Below are 18,778 nucleotides of genomic sequence, written 5' to 3' on the forward strand. Positions count from 1 at the left end.
ATTTATTGTTTATACTCTACCTTTAAACCATTTGGCAAAATAGAATCTCACGGCGAACCAACCATGCAACAGAATCGTCGACACCTTGCCATAATACTTACACATGACCTCATATCGCTCCTTTAAGGAAGCTTTCCGGTTCACACTACTTAACCCTTCCTCCAAAAAATTAGACAGGATCAAACGTGTATTATGTATTCTTTTCGATCGTCTCAGACATTGGATACACCAATCATAATCCGCCGTCAAACGGTATTCCGTATTATATAACGGAGCGATCTCCCGTTTTGATATAAACGACTGGTGACAAACCAACATTCCCATCCGGAAACTTTTCCAAGTCAGTTTCTCCGGTGCTTTCAATCTGCGCATCCCTAATGATCTACCCTCCGCGTCAACGATCCGGGTTTCTCCGTAAATCACGTCTGGCAAAGATACTTTCTTTTTCAAAGACGCCACAATTCTTTGCACGGTATCTGCGGTATAAAGTGTATCACCCGCATTCAAGAACCACACATAGTCCCCCGTAGCCAGCTTCAATCCCTTATTCATAGCATCATACAAGCCTTTATCAGGCTCGCTTATCCAAGAAGCGATACCGGACTCATATTGCTTGATGATCTCTACGGTCTTATCCTTCGACGCTCCGTCAATCAATATATACTCGATATTCGGATACGACTGGCTAAGTACGCTCAATATCGTACGTTCCAACCATCGCTCCGCATTATAGGTGATCGTTATGATCGAAAATGTAGGTTGCTGATTCATTGTTGTTTCTTTTTATATGCTTGATTAGGATGATTTGGAGTAGTAGGATATAAACGTTCTAAAAGCCCATCTTTCAATAATTGAGATACTATCTTATTCTTCAGATATTTTGAAGTACGTCGGGTTTTTACCGCGATCTCCTCGATTGTTAAATACCTACTTGAGCAAATTTCTACAATATAAGACTTTAATTCTGAGCTTTTAATTTCTTGCATATTTCTGCCAAGGTGTCCATCTTTCTTGTCCGAGGTGTCCATCTTTTCATTAAGGTGTCCATCTTTCTTGTCCGAGGTGTCCATCTTTTCATTAAGGTGTCCATCCAAGTTCTCAAATAAACTTCCTTGTTTAAGTCCTATTCCCTTATTCAAATGATAAGAAGTCCAACGTCCCTTATTCTCTGGATTTAAATATCCTTGCGAACATAAATCTTTTAACATAATAGATATCTCCGAGGAATGTTTATTAAGTAAACCCTGTAATCGAAGATTTGAGACAACCCCTTCTATCTCAGCGGTAGACAATATAACCAAAGCATCCCCATACATATTACGAACATCCTTCCCAAATATATATTCTAAGTGCTCCAAACTATCCTTAGGCAACAATACTTCCATTTTTAAATCTAGACAAACACGATCCGGTCTATTGGTCATAGATATAAACGGTTTTCTCCAATGCGCACTAGCCCAAGCCGACATTATCCGAAGACTACCCGACCCTGCTTTTTCACCATAACCTAATAAAGAGAACATGGTTTGTATCGTAGTATTCCTCGGGACACTACATCCTCCTTTATAATACTGTTCCAAAGGAACTAACATATAACCCGGATTCACGAACAGGAATCGATCCGGATATTTCTTTATAACAATTCCTCCCTGCCCCCTATAATCCGCATGAATAATACTGTTTGCAAAAGCCTCACGCAAAGCTTCATGGATAGCACCTTCATCACGTCTCCTCCCATTCTCCAATAAAAATGGTTTGGGCAAAGAAAAACTTAATTTAGGCCATACCCTATGAAAAAATTGAAAAAGATTAGCCTCCCATGTACCATCTGGATATATACGGTCTATCCAGCGACTCCCTTGATTGGATATCTCTTGGTAATCGACATGATAGTCCGGGAAAAATTCTTGTATTGATTGTGTTTTTCCGAACATCAATAATCCTGCGGCAGTTAAACCATAAGTTCCTGTCGCTCGATTTACTTTCCAAGCTCCCAACCTCTGCAAAAAAGGAAGATTATCAAGTGTCAAAAAGGGATGCATGGGTTTAACACTTCGAAGAATATTTCGATATTGATCTAATGTTGGCAAATCCAAGTCCTCTATCGTCGAATGTTCCAACACAAGAGAATCGGGTTTATCAGGCAAGGAATCTGCCAACATTCGCTTTACTTCCTCTGGCATGCACCTATAGTCTCCAGTATGATCTCGCCTATAAGTTCCTTTTAACATATCCGTTCCTATATAAACCGGACGATAACGAAAACTTGCGGGAGGCACCCTTATGATTAATACATTAATATCATCTTTCACCTTTTCTATACGAACATCCTTAGCCGTCAAAAGGTTAATGCTCACTTTTTCTTTATTGTTTATCTGATTCCAAAAATCATCAAGCCACTTACGCACAACATCCTCTTCTAAACCATCCAAATAACAATAATTATCTTTTTCGGAAACGCCAAGAATAATTGTACCTCCCTCGGAATTAGCAAACGCAGAATAAGACTCCCAAAGAGACCGAGGAAGCCCCCCCTTCGCACTTTTGAACTCCAGATCATACGATTCGTTCAAAACGCCTTTTTCTTCCAATATCTCTAAAACATTTGATAAATACTCTTTCATCTCATAGCATTCCTTCCTATACTATATAGTAACTTCCATTTTTCACAAAAGTAACTATATTCTTGATATAGATGAAATATCCAAAGAATTCATTCTAAGGCGAAGTTAAACTCCGATACAAATCAATATACCTCCCCGCTACAACCGATTCTTGATAACAATCATGGACCTTTCGAATGCAAGCCTCACTTAATTGTAAAGATTCCCGACTATCTATTATCCACTTAATTCCCTCCGCTAGATCTTCAGTATCCTTATATTTAGCTACATACCCATTCTTCAAATGATCTATCATCTCCGGAATCCCTCCTGTCTCAAATCCCACACAAGGCGTACCGCATGCCATCGACTCCATAATCGTATTGGGTAAGTTATCCTCCAACGAAGGAATAACGAACATATCGGCACAGGCATAAACGGAAATCATAGAGTCTTGATCCGATATATATCCCAGCGTATTCACCTTAAAAGGAAACTGGCTAATCAATTCTTCCGAGCTATTTCCCATCAACACGATTTCTATGCGATCTTGGTATTTCTCTTTTAGTTTTTCGCAAGCCTCGATCAAAAAAATCGCTCCTTTCCGAGTATCTGAAAGCTTAGCGGCGGCAAAAAGAAGAAGGAACTTATCTTCCGGCAGGCCGAATCGTTTACGGGCCACCTGCTTTTCCATACGCTTAAAGGCTGTCACGTCAATCGGGTTAGGAATCGAGGTAAAACAGGCTGTTCTCAACCAATTGCCTTTTTGGGCCTCTTCCATTATCCATCGGCTGCAACCGACAAACGTAATCTTAGATAACCCAATTTTCCCTTTCTCCTTAAAAACAGAAGCCGCTAAATCAAAAAACGGATTTCGTTTCAGCATCGGGCACTGATAACAATTCGATATATACTTCTCACATCCTCCCGGATAATGACAAATAGCCGTAGCTGGCCACAAATCATGCATAGTCCACACAATAGGTTTTCCGGTATTTACTAATTTCTTAATATCAGAAAGACACAAAAATCCTTGATTCACCCAATGCAGATGAATCACATCCGCCTGTTGCACTAATGGGTGCTTCGATAAATCCGTGCCTGTATTGGCTATGGAAACTTGAAAAAGGTTCTTCTTGCTAAAGAAGTTACAGATAAAGATTATCAGTCGTTCCCAAATGAAGCGAAAAGAATTAAGCCTATGTGAAATCCATGAATTATTTACAGAGAAAACTTTTACATGGTCTGTTTTCCGATCACGTACTAACATAGAAACCTCTACACCAGATTTACCCAATGCTTTCGCTAGTCGGTTCGCAGCGACTGCCGCTCCACCGGTTAATTCAGAAGTATTTAATATCAATATATTCATGGCTTCTCTATTATTTTCCAATAACCATTTTTCTTAGCTCCAATGCGTTCAATCCAACCATGCTCTTTCAATTTTTTTATAAGCTTCCGGATATACTGCTCTGTCAAATCCAAACGATTTGCTAAATCTATTTGACGGATAGTAGGCTCCTCTCGCAAGATCTGATATACCTCCCGTTCCATATCCGACAATTCATTTATCCGCTCAAAACCAAGCACTGATAAAAGGAATTGTTCAGGTTAGGCCGATTATTATATAATTTATCCATGACATCCTAAGTTATTATTAGAAGTATTGATTATCCGATGAAGCTCTACGTCTTTATCAGAATAGAGGTCATACAGCTTACATATATTCTTTTCACATTGCTCTTGCGTAAAAGCGTTATTCCAAATACGCATCCCCCCCGCACTCAAAGAAGAAAACCCCGTCTTATACCAACCCACTTGGCAACCATTCAACCATGTACGTAAACACAGCTCTACATCATCGAATTGGAATGGAGCAAAATCAAAATCAATATGTTTTAATTTCTCTAAGAAAAGAGAACGATTAAGCCACATCGGAGCTCTATTAACATGAGGGACAAAGCAAAAATCAATATCCTTCGTAGGAAGATCATAATCCAATATATCAAATCTGCCTTTTTGTTTATCTATAGCAAAATCAAGGCAATCTCGTCCTCCCAAAATGGCCAACTCAGGATATTTCTCAAAATAAAAGACTGCGTCATCTACCCACGACAAATCCTTAAAATCATCATCATCCTGTAATAACGCCACAAACCGCCCATTTACCATGCGAATTGTTTTGTCATACATCACATTCTCATACAAATCATTTGCTCTTAGTAGAAACTCATTACCCCTATTTAAAAAACGCATCAAGGAGATATGGTGATTGTAATCCGAACCATCATCTATTACAACAATCTCGGCTCTCGGGTAATTTCTCAATTTATTAACAACATGTTTTACCTGTACACTTTTATTATGAGATTGTATGATAAAACTCACTGTAGGATCATTAATGTATCCTTTCGCTTTCCAGTCTCCATACGTTTTCTGCTTTTTTTTCAAAAAACGCTTTACTAACGCCCAATACAACCTTTCCCAAATTAAACGAATATCCATTTTGTATCAATTAATTGACAAATATAAACACTTTAACAAACAATCCATCCTCTCCGCATATCGAATTTGCATCTTATTACCTTTCAATGCTATCTCTTCAAGTCCAACAGCACCCATCAGTGCTTTTTTAAGCTTATGGTATAAACCGGACTCATTAGAAGGATCAAATACTAAACCATTTTGGGGTTCATCTATTAAACAAGCCGATCCTGCGATAGATGAACACAAAGTATAGCAACCAGACAGTAGCGCCTCATTCACAACCGTACCAAAAGGTTCATATAAACTAGGTAAAACAAAGATTTGTGCTAAATTATAATAAGCCAATAGGTCTAAACCTTCTTGTTTTCCCATAAACCGTATTAAACCCGCAGATATATAGTCTTGTACCTGAGACTCCAAATCTTCTCGTAAATCTCCATCACCTACAATCAACAATCTAGCATCTGGAAAATCAGCGTTAACTTGACGAAACGCCTTTAATAAAAGAGATACGTTTTTTATCTCAACCAAACGCCCCACATATAAAATATTTTTTTTCCCTATTAAACTATACCTATCAGCTATAGAAACAGAAATTGATAAAGCTTTTAGCAATCGTTCTCTAAAAAAGTTGTCTGACTGAATGATCGGGAAATAAACATATTTCGACTTAAATCTCAAATTGCTTTCATACCAGGTCAACACATTATTATCGGCTAGTACCACGATCGAAAGGATATGTAACATAACGTAACGGGTAAGCTTTTTAACAAAATGCGTTCCTTGAGCCATCGATACGTTATCATCGCATATAGATACCACTGTTAGATTCCAGTTAAACAACAACTTATAAAAACATACTAAAAGTCCTAACAAATTATACTCTGAAACAAAAACAACATCAGCCTTATTCTTCCACAAAATAGTCAGTACCTCAAGCCTCAGATTCTTAATACCCATAAAACCTGAAGAAAGAAAATGAGGTGCGAAACACAATCGTTTTCTAAGTTTTTCCTGATCAAAAGCCTGTTCCAAAGCATTATCAAACTCAAAATAAAAGCTTGCATCAAACTCTTTAGCTAACGAATTAAAAAAATCAACTCGATAAGGAGCTATCGCCGGATGTAGTATAATCGCCCGTTTTTTCATATGACTCTATCTGATATCCTTTTGCAAAGCCGTACGTAAAGCCTCCAAATAGCCTCTGCCAAAATTCAAATCCGGCTCCACATAATTTCCTTCAGCCCATTCATTCCAAGACTTCAGAATCACGATCCGATGATCATCATCCTTGTTTAAGATCAAATGAACTGTTTGCTCTACATGTTTCTGGAAAAGTTGAGGAGTCGAATCTTTTAAAATAGCACCATAACGTCCTGTCCTAGGAGAATGATCCCAATTGGGAATTATTGTAGGATAAGCATTCTCTCTCTCATCCTCTTTACCAGAAAAATATTTCATCGCATCTTTGTACTGACACCAAAAGCCATGTTTAAAAACCTCCCTATTTACCTTATTAAGAACTTTCTGTACAAAAGATATTCCTATTCTCTGGTACTCAAACAATCTCACGACATTAACTGCGTCATATCCCATTGACAGAAAGTTATCTATATCATTTGGTTGATACGTATGAGCGACAAAATGAATACCCGTTAAACCATTCCGGGCAGCCAAACGTTGCCAACAGTCTATAAACTCCCTTGAATCCGGAATTTCCGCTGGAGCGAAAATTAAGAAAAAAGGTTTTCCGTCAACAGTCACATATCTCTTATCCTCAAACGCTGGCAGTACGTCATAGAAATGACGCTCATAATCAGAAAGTCCACCATAAGTTTGATCGATTAATGACTCTTTCGTCTTAACTCCATTATAGATACCTCTCCAAGAGTGATTGGCCCAAGCTAGACAAAAGGGGAAATCTGGCTTACCCGATTCTAAGACTTCATTAAAAGGCCTTTCCAACAAACGCCTTCCATTCCCAAACCAATAATGCCAATAACAGAATGCTTCCACCCCATACTCTCTTGCCATATCTGCCTGAGCCTGGCGTGTTTCCGGAACTCGCAAATCATAATATCCCAAGTCTGCCGGAACCCGTGGTTGGTAATGCCCCCTGAACAAAGGCTTAGCTTTACCTACGTTCGTCCATTCCGTAAAACCTTTTCCATACCACTTATCATTTTCGGGTATTGGATGAAATTGTGGCAAATAAAATGCCAAGACTCTTATTTTATTTCTATTCATTATCGTCAATAAATAATAGACTAATCCAAATTACGAATTAAAGAAAAATCATTATACCAATGATAAAATTTCAAGTTTGATTGAATATAACTCCGCAGCCAAAGAAGAATAAGAACTTGCTAAAGAACCATAGATCTTTGAGGTATGAGCCAGAGTGTACAATTCAACTAAAGCGTCGACAATACCACTTTCGTTATCTCGCCTAACTTCATCAAATCTAGTAATAATCCTTTCGCCAAACAGATCTTTTAGTTTTTTCTTTTCCGAGAACGAGTCTGAAGCTACATAAAAATAAGTATTCGGATCAAGAGTAACCTCCTCCTCAATTTTTGAAATAAATAAAGACAAAGGACTTCCTAATGTAGGAGTCGTATGATCTCCTCTCCTAATATGCATACCTATCACATGTTTGTCCTCAAAAAACTTCGTTCGTTCATCTATCTGCTGTTGAATAGGTTTTATCGGAGATAAGCATTTAAACGTTATTTCATTTTTATAGAAAGAACGAAATTGGACCAAATAAACAGAATCATGCTTTTGAAACGAATTTAACAAGCTCTCCACCGAAAACCGGTTATAAATATCTTTTTCATAAAATCTTTCCGGGAAAGCAACTTTTTGATATAAATAAGGGAGCCAAAAATTTCTCTTCCTAGGCCGATCATAAATATAATCTTGCCAATGCGCATCCACAACTTTTATATTTGATAAAATCGGAGCTAAGTCTAATAAAGAATGAAAGTCAGCCCCCATCCCCCAATCTTTAAACCAAATGACATGAAGCCGGATCCCATACATTTGACAAAATGATATAGCTGATGATATTGCATAAAATCGATTCGCCACCCCCCCGATCGGAACTAAGACTAAAACTTTCATCTTACTCATATTATTCATAAACTCTTATTATAAACGTTCCACTCTATTTCGAACAAAAAAAAGAAAATCCTTCCAATATTGTTTCAATGGATAATATTTTCTCAAAGTTTCCCCTCGATCTCTTTTAGCCCAAATCGGATAATATCCCATAAAGAACCAAGTGTATGACCATATATGAGTTATTGGATATATCTGTGCCTTATTCAATTTCATCAAAATTGAAAAAACACTTTGATCATGCCTATTCTCCTTAAAATCCAAAGCATTAGGAGTGGATGAAGGGGAGTCATCTATCAAATTTCTATTTTCCATCATCACTTTTTTCCAACATTCTACAACCTTTTGAGTATGATCATCTTTTCTTAGAAAAAAAGTGGTAGCATGTATTTGTCCGCTATTATAAATATCATCATCTTCTTGTATACCAAAGTATGAGAAAATATCACCTTTTGTATATTGTCTCTCTAATGAACCTTTGCGAGCGCCAAATACCAAAAATCCCGAAGGATGTTTTTTTACCTCTTTTATATATGCAAGAAACATATTCTTCCCCACCTCATTTATATGACAACCAGCATCTGTGTAAAGCAAAATATCGCCATATTCCATTTGTTGTAAGCATTGAAGTAAAATCTGGGGTTTCCAAATCCAATATCCAAACCCTCGCACTTCCTGTTTTAATAGATCCGCAGCCTCTTGCCGGAAAAAGGCAGATAGATTTTTTTCCGTACTACATTCGACACGATAAAACCAACCTGTCTCCTCAGCCTGAGCTCTCAAACGAGATAAAGAAGACAAATAACTGGAATTACCAAATGAGCATAAAAATATCCGATCCATACTAATCTTACTTATCTAATATAGTTTTTTCACCCCACAAGCTCCTGATATATTTCCATTTGCCATACAAAAATAATGGAAGAAAATAAGCTCGCACTTTATTCATAATACTTTTTGTATTCCCTCTTAACTCAGACCGGCAGACATAAGTGATCCACCCCGCTCTAAAAATGCCTAGAATCCTACCCGACGAAAGATACAACGCATATTGATAAACTAAAGGCTCCTCCATACTTAAATAAGGAAGCATTAGCCGGTATCGATCAGATATCTCCAAACGGTTTCTTTTACCCAACGATAAAAACCCATCCAGATAGCCTCTAAACCCTCCTTTCACATTTTGCAACAAATTAGAGCTAGCATGAGGATGGCGTCTAAAATATGTTAAATTCTCGACCTTATGTAAAAGACTGCGTTTAGATCTCGCTACTAAAGCCAACGCAAAATCATATACAAATTTCTCCCGCACCTCTTTAGGTGTTATTTGGATCAGCTCTTTCCGCATGAGGCAATCATGTCCCAATACACCATACTGCAAAGAAATGAATCGTAATCCCGTAAGAACAAACTCTTCTTTCCTCGCCGCAACATAAGAGGGAATCTTATCGAAGAAACTCACAGAATCCGCATAAACCATCAGATAATTTCCTATACAACCAACCAAGACCTCTATCTTGGTATCTACCCAAATATCATCTTGATCCGAAATCGCAATATAATCACCTGTTACTTTTTCGAAAGCCTTCCAAAAATTTCGATTGAAGCCCAGATTATTCTTGTTTCGATAAAATCTAATAAAAGGATATTTTTCCTTATATTCCTCGATTATTAAAGGTGTCGCATCTGTGCTACAATCATCCTGTATCAATAATTCATGGATAGGATAAGTCTGAGATACGATAGATTCCAGCTGTTCACGGATATATTTCTCACCATTATAGGTACATAATACGACAGAAACTCGTTTCAAACTCATCTTTTCCATAAGAACCCTATGCATTCTTTAAAAATTACAGACTTCACACCCCACATAATTCCAATGTATAAAATCGCAGACACAATAATCTTCAAAGCAAACCGTATATAAATATTCCCCGAGAAGAAAGAGACCCACCAAGCGCAGCTCAAAACTGAGAGAGTGATAAGAAAATAAGGCAATATGTCTCTTATTACATGATATAATCTAACACCTATCAAATGGCTCGCAAAACAATGCCACACAAGCAGCCAGCAAAGGTAAGCGAGCACATAAGCCGCAACCATCCATAAAATTCCATAAGGCAACATCATTATCAGCAACAATATCTGGAGTATGCCAAATATTACGTTAGCATACAAATAAATATTAGATTTCCCATGACTGATCACGATATTTTTATAAAGCTCGCATATCGGGGAAAAAGCTCCCCAAACGCACAGTAATTGCAAAATAGGAACACAAGGCGCCCACTTTTCCGTAACCGTAATCAGGATCAATTCATTTGCGACCAACGCCATGCCAAACATCAATGGAAAAGATATAAAAGCCGTAAAACGGATCATCTTTCTTAAAACCTGTACTTGCCTCTCCTTCTCGTAAGAGACTTGAGCAAATACCGGCTGGGCTACTCCTGATATCATTCCCGTGATAAAACTCCCCCCCATATTCATCCATTTATAGCCTTGGGAATAATAACCGACTTGCTGAACCGTATAGAACTTACCCAATAGAATAGAGAATATATTCGTAGACATCTGGCTAAACAGATTTGTCAATAACAACCTTGCACTAAACGGGAACATCTCCCTCAAAGGCTGAAGGTTAAAAGAGAAAGTTGGCCTCCAAGGTGAATAATACCACCTAAGAAAAGTGCCTAAACCGATATAAAGTACTCCTTGAATAGCAATCCCCCAATAAGCCATACCATTCAACGCCATGATCAGTGCAGCCGTGTTGGATAATAACAACGCATAGATATCAATCTTTGCCCTTTCCTTGACCATCAAGTTTTTAAACAAATAAGCGGCTTGAGCTGTTCCAAAACAACCAAACAAAAAACTTAAAAATACGATACGGGATACCCACAACAAATCCGGCTGATCAAAAAAAACGGCAATCAAAGGCGCCGAGAAAAACAAAATCACATAAAGGCCAATCCCTACTACTATATTAAACCAAAATACCGAGTTATAATCCTCATGCTTAATATCCAACTTATTTGTCAAGGCCGCCGAGAAGCCGCTTTCTTGAAGAGCATTCGCAAAACCCGTAAAAATAGTTAGCATCCCGACCATCCCATAATCTCCCGGCGATAATATGCGAGACAAAAAGATACCAAACAGCAATGCGAGTATCTGCTGCACCCCATTGCTCACCCCTCCCCAGAAGAGCCCTTTCGCTGTCTTATCTTTTAGTGATTGTTCTGCCATTTGATATTTACGGTAAAAGTGCCACAAAGATAAACATTTACTCTTGGGTAACGGGCAAAACCCGGAAGCTTTTCATACTTTATGTATAAAATAACAAATAGTACGTATGGAAATATGAATTAGTATCAATAGAAAACACCAATTAGTATCAATAGAAATCCGGATTTCTATTGATATTAATTAAAAAGTCTCGCACCTACTAGATATAATAAACTAATAATCAAAAATATACAAAACAGGCCCATTCTAATATAGCTTATTGTACATTTTTACATTTTACTAGTCTTGCGAACTAAAGGATGCGAAACAGGCACTCGTAGACTAATAGGCACATACACGGACATTGACAGACATAAACCAACACAGACCGATTTGCCTCATACGGCTTGCGATACCTTTGTCATGCTTTCGAAAACAAGGTAATTCATTTAATCATCTTTTAAAATTTAGAAATTATGGCAGTAAAGTACAGATTGATCGAGAGAAAGAACTTGGGTAACGACAAGACAGAAACACCCAAGAAACAGTATGCGCAAGTGATCTATGGAGATCTTGTAGAGTTCGAGACTTTCCTCGAGGAAGTGGCAGATGGAAGTGGAGTAGGCTCCGCCCAAGTCAAGGCGGTACTCGACCGTATCAATATCGTGTTGAAACGAAATCTCGCGCAAGGGCGCAGGGTGAATGTAGGCGAATTGGGCAATTTCCGTTTTGGGGTAGGCTCTACGGGAACCCCTACCACCGAGGAATTTACCACCAGCTTGATCAAAGAACCTAAAGTTGTCTTTAGCCCCGGAAAGGCCTTGAGAATAGCTAAGAAACTCACTAATTTCGAGAAAAAGGAACTCTCCGAACCGCAAAGCGGGGGTAGCCAAGACAGCGAAAGCCCTGACGAGATCTAAAATCTCAATCTCTATTCGCAGTGGATTTATGCTTTCAATACGTAAATCCACCGTATTGTTTCCAATATAAAACAAATCATCCCCATTTTATTTCGCATACAAAATAAAATAGCTTATTTTTGTTTTACATACAAAACAAAAAGCAAGCGGATGTGTTTCTATATCTTAAACGTATGATGATTATCACTCGAGACGAGAAACGAACCATCCAAGTCCAAGAGAGAACGATCGAGGTAGTCCCTATCTGGGAATGGATTCTCACGCCTTCCCCGCATAAATCCTCCGTATAATATCCACCACCTTCATACCTTCCAAGACGTTGGTCGTTATGATCTCGCCGGGGGCGCCGGAAAGGACATTGACCACGTTACGGATCACGAAGTTGTGGTTCTGGGCGGAGCCTTTGTAAGGGCCATAATCATTGCCGGGGTTGGTAGGAGCCAATTCCGGCATCTCATAATCCTTGATATGGCAATATTCTACCTCATTCATATATTGACCGCCGATTTTCACGCTGCCATTCTCGGCCACGATCAGCATGCTGCTTTCCAGATTCTTGTCCCATACCGCCGTTGAATAACTCAAGCTTCCCATTCCTCCGTTCACGAAATTGAAATTGACGAAACCGGAATCCTCGAACGCCGTTAGCTTCTCATGGTTGAAATCAGCGAAACGGGACTGGATATTGCAAATATCCCCGAATAACCAATACATAATATCGATGAAATGGGAGAATTGAGTGAATAAGGTACCTCCATCCAAGGCAGCGTCGCCATGCCATCCTCCGGGTTTATAGTAGCGTTCATCACGGTTCCAGTAGCAATTCAGCTGCACCATATAAATCTGGCCTAATTTTCCGGACTCAACCATCTCCTTGATCCAGACCGAAGGCGGGGAATATCGGTTTTGCATTACGCAAAATACCTGCTTACGGAATCTCAACGAGGTATAAACCACTTTCTCGGCATCCGCCAAGGTCAAGGCCATAGGCTTTTCTATGACCACATGATGTCCGCTCTCTATCGCTTGGATCGCCATCTCGGCATGTAAGCCGTTAGGTGTACAAATATTCACCACATCTATATCCAATCCCAAACGGAATAGTTCATCTATATCCCGGGCGAAAGGGACCGCATAAGCCTCGATCCCCAGCTCCTCTTTCGGACGGATATCACATAAAGCGACCAACTCCGCTCCTTCATCCCGGGTAATCATCTCGGCATGACGCTTACCTATATGACCACAGCCGATCACGGCGAAACGTATCTTCTTATTCATAAAACACTCTTTATAGATTCTATAATATAAGCCTGCTCCTCTTCTGTCATCTCCGTATGAATCGGCAAGGATAATACGGATCGGCTCAAGCGAGAAGCGACATTCAAATCCCCGGAAATCCGGCATCGCCCCCTCATCACCTCTTGCTCCTGCAAAGGCAATGGATAATAAATCATAGAAGGAATGCCTCGTTCTTTTAACGCAGCTTGTACTTGATCCCTCTTTTCTACAGCTAGCTGTACCGTATATTGATGATAAACATGCGATGAAAAGGCTGATTTTAGTGGTTTGCGTACAGCATCCAATCCGGAAAAGGCAGCATCGTATCTAGCAGCCACTTTACAACGAGCGGCGGCAAATTCATCCAAATACCGAAGCTTAACATCTAAGACAGCGGCCTGCAAGGTATCCAAACGGGAGTTGCAGCCCACCAAAGCATGATGATATTTTACCTTTTGCCCATGATTGGCGATCATTCGCAGTCGTTCGGCCAATCGTGCGTCGGAAGTAAACATCGCCCCACCATCACCATAACAAGCCAACGGTTTCGAAGGGAAGAAGGAGGTCGTTCCTATAGAGGCGATCGTACAGGCTTTCTTCACCGTTCCATCCGAGAAAGTATAATTAGCACCGATGGACTGGGCATTATCCTCGATCACATATAGATTATGACGGCTGGCAATACGCAAGATCGGTTCCATATCACAACACTGGCCAAAAAGATGAACTGCGATAATAGCTCTCGTCTTTTCAGACAAGGCATCTTCTATCTTTTCCGGGTCTATATTGAATGTACCGGGATCTACATCCACTAATACCGGCACTAGGCCAAGAGCCAAAGCAACCTCAGCCGCAGCGATATATGTAAAAGCAGGAACGATCACCTCATCGCCCGAATGTAAGTCTAATGCCATCAAGGAGATTTGCAAGGCATCCGTACCGTTGCCGCACGGGATCACATAAGGAACACCTAAATAGTCCGATAAATGGTTACAAAATCCCTTCACCTGAGGGCCATTGATAAAGGCACAAGCATTTATCACCGTTTGCATGGCGGCATCGATCTCACTACGCAAACGTTCATACTGCTTCCGCAGATCTACCATCTGTATCTGTTTCTCAAGCATCTTATCCATTCAAAAAACAGGGCTATCCCGTCGTTAAAACGAAATAGCCCCCTCATTATTGCGTTTACCTTATTATTTCACCTCACTACCCGGTTTCACCTCTTTCTCCGGAGTGATAACCGCCAGCTTTCCATCAAAATTCTCAGCGGAGAGAATCATGCCCTCGGAAACAATGCCTTTCAGCTTACGGGGAGCTAAGTTAGCGATGAAGCAAACTTGCTTGCCTACCAATTCCTCGGGTTTATAATGTTGGGCGATACCCGATACGATCGTGCGTTTCTCCAGACCATCGTCTATACGGAACTGAAGCAGCTTATCCGCTTTCGGAACCTTCACGCATTCCAGAACCGTACCCACACGGATATCCAGTTTCATGAAATCATCGAACTCGATATTCTCACGGATCGGTTTCGCCTTATAATTCGCTTCCTCATTCGCTTTCTTCGTATCCAATAATTTCTGTACTTGGGCCTCGATCACGCTATCCTCTATCTTCTCGAACAACAACTCTGCCTTGCCCAATTGATGACCGGCCTCCAATAGATCCGTAGCACCTAGGCGATTCCATCCCAACGGCTCTACATTCAGCATCTTATTCAGTTTCTCCATGCTAAACGGCAAGAACGGCTCAAAAGCGATCGCCAGATTAGCCGTAATCTGCAAAGCGATGTTCATGATCGTAGCGACACGAGGCATATCCGTCTTCGCCAACTTCCAAGGCTCCATATCAGCGAGATACTTATTTCCGATACGGGCCAGGTTCATCGCCTCTTTCTGAGCGTCACGGAAGTGGTAGGTATCCAACAGGCGTTCCACGTTCTCTTTCACATCTGCGAAATCCTTCAAGGTCTGGCGATCATAATCTGTCAACTCGCCAGCCGCCGGCACCTTACCCTCGAAATACTTATCCGTAAGGACTAACGCACGGTTCACGAAGTTCCCTAAGATAGCGACCAACTCATTATTATTACGAGCCTGAAAATCTTTCCATGTGAAATCATTATCCTTTGTCTCCGGCGCGTTGGCCGTCAAGACATAGCGCAACACGTCTTGCTTGCCCGGCATATCCACCAGATACTCGTTCAACCAAACCGCCCAGTTGCGGGAAGTAGAGATCTTGTCACCCTCCAAGTTCAAGAACTCGTTGGCGGGGACATTCTCCGGCAAGTTATAAGAACCTTCCGCTTTCAGCATGGAAGGGAACACGATACAATGGAACACGATATTATCTTTACCGATGAAATGGACCATTTTAGTCTCCGGATCCTTCCACCAAGTCTCCCAGCTATCCGGCAGCAACTCTTTCGTATTAGAGATATAACCGATCGGAGCGTCGAACCAGACATACAGCACCTTTCCTTCCGCCCCTTCCACGGGAACAGGGATACCCCAATCCAAATCACGACTCACCGCACGGGGTTGCAGTCCCATATCCAGCCAGCTCTTACACTGCCCATATACATTAGGTTTCCATTCCTTATGATCCTCCAAGATCCATTTACGCAAGAACGGCTCCCACTTGTCTAAAGGCAGATACCAATGCTTCGTCTCACGCATCACCGGCTTGCTGCCACTGATAGCGGATTTCGGATCGATCAAATCCGTCGGGCTAAGAGACGTACCGCAAGCCTCGCACTGATCGCCATACGCCTTCTCGTTTCCACAACGCGGACAAGTACCCGTGATATAACGGTCGGCCAAGAATTGCTTCGCCTCCTCATCGTAGTATTGCTCGCTTGTTTTCTCGATGAATTCACCTTTATCATACAATGTACGGAAAAAATCCGAGGCCATCTGATGATGCGTAGCGGAAGTAGTACGAGAATAGATATCAAACGTGATACCGAACTCCTCGAACGATTTCTTGATAATACCGTGGTAACGATCCACCACATCCTGCGGCGTGATCCCCTCCTTCTTCGCTCTCAACGTGATGGGTACCCCATGTTCGTCCGAACCACCAATCATCAACACTTCCTCCCCCTTCAAACGAAGGTAACGGGCATAAATATCAGCAGGCACATATACCCCGGCCAAATGGCCGATATGCACCGGTCCGTTCGCATACGGCAACGCCGTAGTAATCAGCGTTCTCTTAAAATGTTTTTCCATACCTTGTGTTCTCTTTTTGAGGGGCAAAGGTACGGAATAATTTGGTTAGATAAAAAAGATTGGAATATCATTCAAGGATGGATATATTCCTCTTTCGATCGCATAGTATATATTGCCGATCAAGACATAATAGAATAATCAACAAATGTCTCATGTCTTGTCCTTTACATTAGAGATTAATAACTTCCCATGTCTTACAAACTTTTCCTGCCGCTATATACACCACATACGCTCGCATGCGGTAAGCGGGGAATTGCCGATTGATATCAGCGGCATATCTTCTCACCTGATCGGCATCTTCGGGACGAACGACCTTCAAGGCCTCTACCATGGTAGCGTCTTTCGCCTTGAAATACTTGAACTCCACCACCCGGCAATCGTTGTGGAAGGCGGTGCCCGATATGCCCGTCAATACCAGATCCGCACGGCCGCTTGGCAAGTTCTGCTCCACGGCGAAGGTATAGCAGTTGCTCAAGTAACGACTCAGTACCTCGTAGAAAGAGCAACGAATAAAGTTCTCGTTGATCTTGTCGAATACTTGCGCCGGGAACTGGCCGAGATATTCCTTGAAATAATTTTCCACAAGCGGCTCCAGCTTCCGATGATCCATAAACAGGCGATAAGCGGGAACAAAACAGCGAGCGTCATCGCTAATCTGATTCAACTCGTTGTAATAATTCATGTAGATGCTCTGAGCGGTCAAGTTGGGAAGCACCATCACATAATTATCTTTCAACGTTGTCATGCCCAAGTAATATAGACTGACGGGGTAAAAATCCGGATCGAAGAACTTCTGCTTATTGAACTTACTCCTAAGATCCGGTTGAGAGTAGATCAACTCGCCATCGATCACCAAGGCATCCAGCATCTCTTTCGCATTCTCCAAGGTGATGGTAAGGCGGCGGATCCAATTCACGTCCGTTCGAAGGTTCTCGTCCACCATCTCATCGGGGACACCACCGGACAGCTCGGCGAAGTTCTTGAAAAAATAAGTCAATATAGTGGAATTAAATAACGGATGCGCGTTGGGCAGAAAGCGATAGCCATCATAGTTGTTTACGATAAGCGTCCACAGCTCGTCGAAACGATCCTCATTATTGCCATATTTACGAATAACATAGCGCAGGTATTCGGCAGCCTCCTCATGATTGAAACCCAACATCTCCGTGAAGTCAGGCTTCAAGGTAAGAATTTCGGCGATATTATAGCCGCTCGTCAAGTCATCCATCGTAACAGGCAGCACACCCGTACAAAAGCAAGTACGGATACTTCCCTCGCCGATACCCGCCTTGATAGCCTTGAAGAAGGTACGCAAGAAGCTCTCGCCAGTGGTGACAGACTCGTAAAGCGGGTCCTTATAGGCCGTGAGCAATTGGTTGGTGAAATTATCGTACTCATCAATAAGGATATAAACCTTGGGCAAGCCGCGCATACGGACATAAGCCAACGCCTCCTCCAGCATCTTGGTGGCATTACCTCTCACTGAGAACTTAAAATCACCGAAAAGATCACGGTTATGCTCTACCATGATCTCCACGGGGGAACAATTCAGATCATTAAAATTCTGCTCTAACCCGTCCATCGTGCTATCCATCACCATCTTCGAGAAGTCGTAGCGGATAATCATGTATTGGTTATGCTCCGGCGTAGGATTGGTCCCGATCCAAGTCCCCCCAAAAAGTTCCTCAAAGCGATGAGACTTACTGCGATCGTAGTAATGGGCGAGCATAGAGACCAACAAGCTCTTACCAAAACGCCGCGGACGCAGAAACACCGGAGCCTTATACCGCTCCAAATAAGGGATAAACCGAGTTTTATCCACATAATAAAAGCCACGTTCGCGTATTTCAGCGAAATCAGCCACGGCATAGGGAATGGTTATCTGAGGTATCATAAG

16 protein-coding genes are annotated in these 18,778 nt (G+C 41.2%); 1 reads left to right on the plus strand and 15 read right to left on the minus strand.

Translation table 11 applies throughout. The annotated features are described in order from the left end of the window. Nucleotides 1-9: 9 nt before the first annotated feature. The 11 genes from QVP94_RS07440 to QVP94_RS07490 all read right to left on the minus strand — a co-directional run bounded on the left by QVP94_RS07440 (nucleotide 10) and on the right by QVP94_RS07490 (nucleotide 11,465). Nucleotides 10-771, minus strand: a complete 762-nt coding sequence (locus QVP94_RS07440) for a glycosyltransferase family 2 protein (RefSeq protein ID WP_005860784.1) — start codon at nucleotides 769-771, stop codon at nucleotides 10-12. Then, entirely contained in the window at nucleotides 768-2,624 is a 1,857-nt protein-coding gene (locus QVP94_RS07445; RefSeq protein WP_022192286.1) for an RNA/DNA-binding domain-containing protein, read from the minus strand. Before QVP94_RS07445 ends, QVP94_RS07440 begins: the two co-directional genes overlap by 4 nt. Nucleotides 2,625-2,718: 94 nt before the next feature. After that, nucleotides 2,719-3,975, minus strand: coding sequence for a glycosyltransferase family 4 protein (locus QVP94_RS07450; protein WP_005860780.1), 1,257 nt, complete (start codon nucleotides 3,973-3,975; stop codon nucleotides 2,719-2,721). Then, entirely contained in the window at nucleotides 3,972-4,157 is a 186-nt protein-coding gene (locus QVP94_RS07455; protein WP_005860778.1) for a winged helix-turn-helix transcriptional regulator, read from the minus strand. Before QVP94_RS07455 ends, QVP94_RS07450 begins: the two co-directional genes overlap by 4 nt. 78 nt (nucleotides 4,158-4,235) lie before the next feature. After that, on the minus strand, nucleotides 4,236-5,108 hold the full coding sequence (locus QVP94_RS07460) for a glycosyltransferase (protein WP_005860776.1): 873 nt from the start codon (nucleotides 5,106-5,108) through the stop codon (nucleotides 4,236-4,238). A gap of 6 nt (nucleotides 5,109-5,114) precedes the next feature. Then, nucleotides 5,115-6,239 carry a glycosyltransferase family 4 protein gene (locus QVP94_RS07465; protein WP_005860774.1) on the minus strand — a complete coding sequence of 375 codons (1,125 nt, stop codon included), beginning with the start codon at nucleotides 6,237-6,239 and terminating at the stop codon, nucleotides 5,115-5,117. A gap of 6 nt (nucleotides 6,240-6,245) precedes the next feature. Beyond that, nucleotides 6,246-7,337 carry a glycosyltransferase WbsX family protein gene (locus QVP94_RS07470; protein ID WP_034528001.1) on the minus strand — a complete coding sequence of 364 codons (1,092 nt, stop codon included), beginning with the start codon at nucleotides 7,335-7,337 and terminating at the stop codon, nucleotides 6,246-6,248. 51 nt (nucleotides 7,338-7,388) lie between these two features. Then, the gene (locus QVP94_RS07475; protein WP_288213203.1) at nucleotides 7,389-8,225 is read right to left on the minus strand and encodes an O-fucosyltransferase family protein; all 837 of its coding nucleotides are present in this window, start codon (nucleotides 8,223-8,225) and stop codon (nucleotides 7,389-7,391) included. An 18-nt stretch (nucleotides 8,226-8,243) separates the two neighbouring features. Beyond that, nucleotides 8,244-9,056 (minus strand): hypothetical protein, encoded by an 813-nt coding sequence (locus QVP94_RS07480; protein ID WP_008781064.1) that lies wholly within the window; start codon nucleotides 9,054-9,056, stop codon nucleotides 8,244-8,246. Between the two features lie 7 nt (nucleotides 9,057-9,063). Further along, nucleotides 9,064-10,041 carry a glycosyltransferase gene (locus QVP94_RS07485; RefSeq protein ID WP_005860769.1) on the minus strand — a complete coding sequence of 326 codons (978 nt, stop codon included), beginning with the start codon at nucleotides 10,039-10,041 and terminating at the stop codon, nucleotides 9,064-9,066. Beyond that, nucleotides 10,029-11,465, minus strand: a complete 1,437-nt coding sequence (locus QVP94_RS07490; protein WP_005860767.1) for a lipopolysaccharide biosynthesis protein — start codon at nucleotides 11,463-11,465, stop codon at nucleotides 10,029-10,031. Before QVP94_RS07490 ends, QVP94_RS07485 begins: the two co-directional genes overlap by 13 nt. 455 nt (nucleotides 11,466-11,920) lie before the next feature. Between QVP94_RS07490 and QVP94_RS07495 the strand changes: the two genes are divergently transcribed. Beyond that, nucleotides 11,921-12,364, plus strand: coding sequence for an HU family DNA-binding protein (locus QVP94_RS07495; RefSeq protein WP_005860765.1), 444 nt, complete (start codon nucleotides 11,921-11,923; stop codon nucleotides 12,362-12,364). Nucleotides 12,365-12,622: 258 nt separating this feature from the next. On the opposite strand, the gene QVP94_RS07500 is transcribed toward QVP94_RS07495, so the two are convergent. The 4 genes from QVP94_RS07500 to QVP94_RS07515 form a co-directional block, all read right to left on the minus strand. Further along, entirely contained in the window at nucleotides 12,623-13,642 is a 1,020-nt protein-coding gene (locus QVP94_RS07500) for a Gfo/Idh/MocA family protein (RefSeq protein ID WP_022192288.1), read from the minus strand. Next, the gene (locus QVP94_RS07505; RefSeq protein ID WP_036631781.1) at nucleotides 13,639-14,769 is read right to left on the minus strand and encodes a DegT/DnrJ/EryC1/StrS family aminotransferase; all 1,131 of its coding nucleotides are present in this window, start codon (nucleotides 14,767-14,769) and stop codon (nucleotides 13,639-13,641) included. The genes QVP94_RS07500 and QVP94_RS07505 overlap by 4 nt, the downstream gene beginning before the upstream one ends. A 72-nt stretch (nucleotides 14,770-14,841) precedes the next feature. Then, on the minus strand, nucleotides 14,842-16,881 hold the full coding sequence (gene metG, locus QVP94_RS07510; protein ID WP_022192290.1) for a methionine--tRNA ligase: 2,040 nt from the start codon (nucleotides 16,879-16,881) through the stop codon (nucleotides 14,842-14,844). A 169-nt stretch (nucleotides 16,882-17,050) separates the two neighbouring features. Continuing rightward, complete coding sequence (locus QVP94_RS07515) at nucleotides 17,051-18,775, minus strand: PD-(D/E)XK nuclease domain-containing ATP-binding protein (RefSeq protein ID WP_005860757.1); 1,725 nt, start codon at nucleotides 18,773-18,775, stop codon at nucleotides 17,051-17,053. Nucleotides 18,776-18,778 lie beyond the last annotated feature (3 nt).

This window comes from Parabacteroides sp. CAG:2 (assembly GCF_000436315.1).
In the GTDB taxonomy this organism is placed as follows: Bacteria; Bacteroidota; Bacteroidia; order Bacteroidales; family Tannerellaceae; genus Parabacteroides; species Parabacteroides distasonis.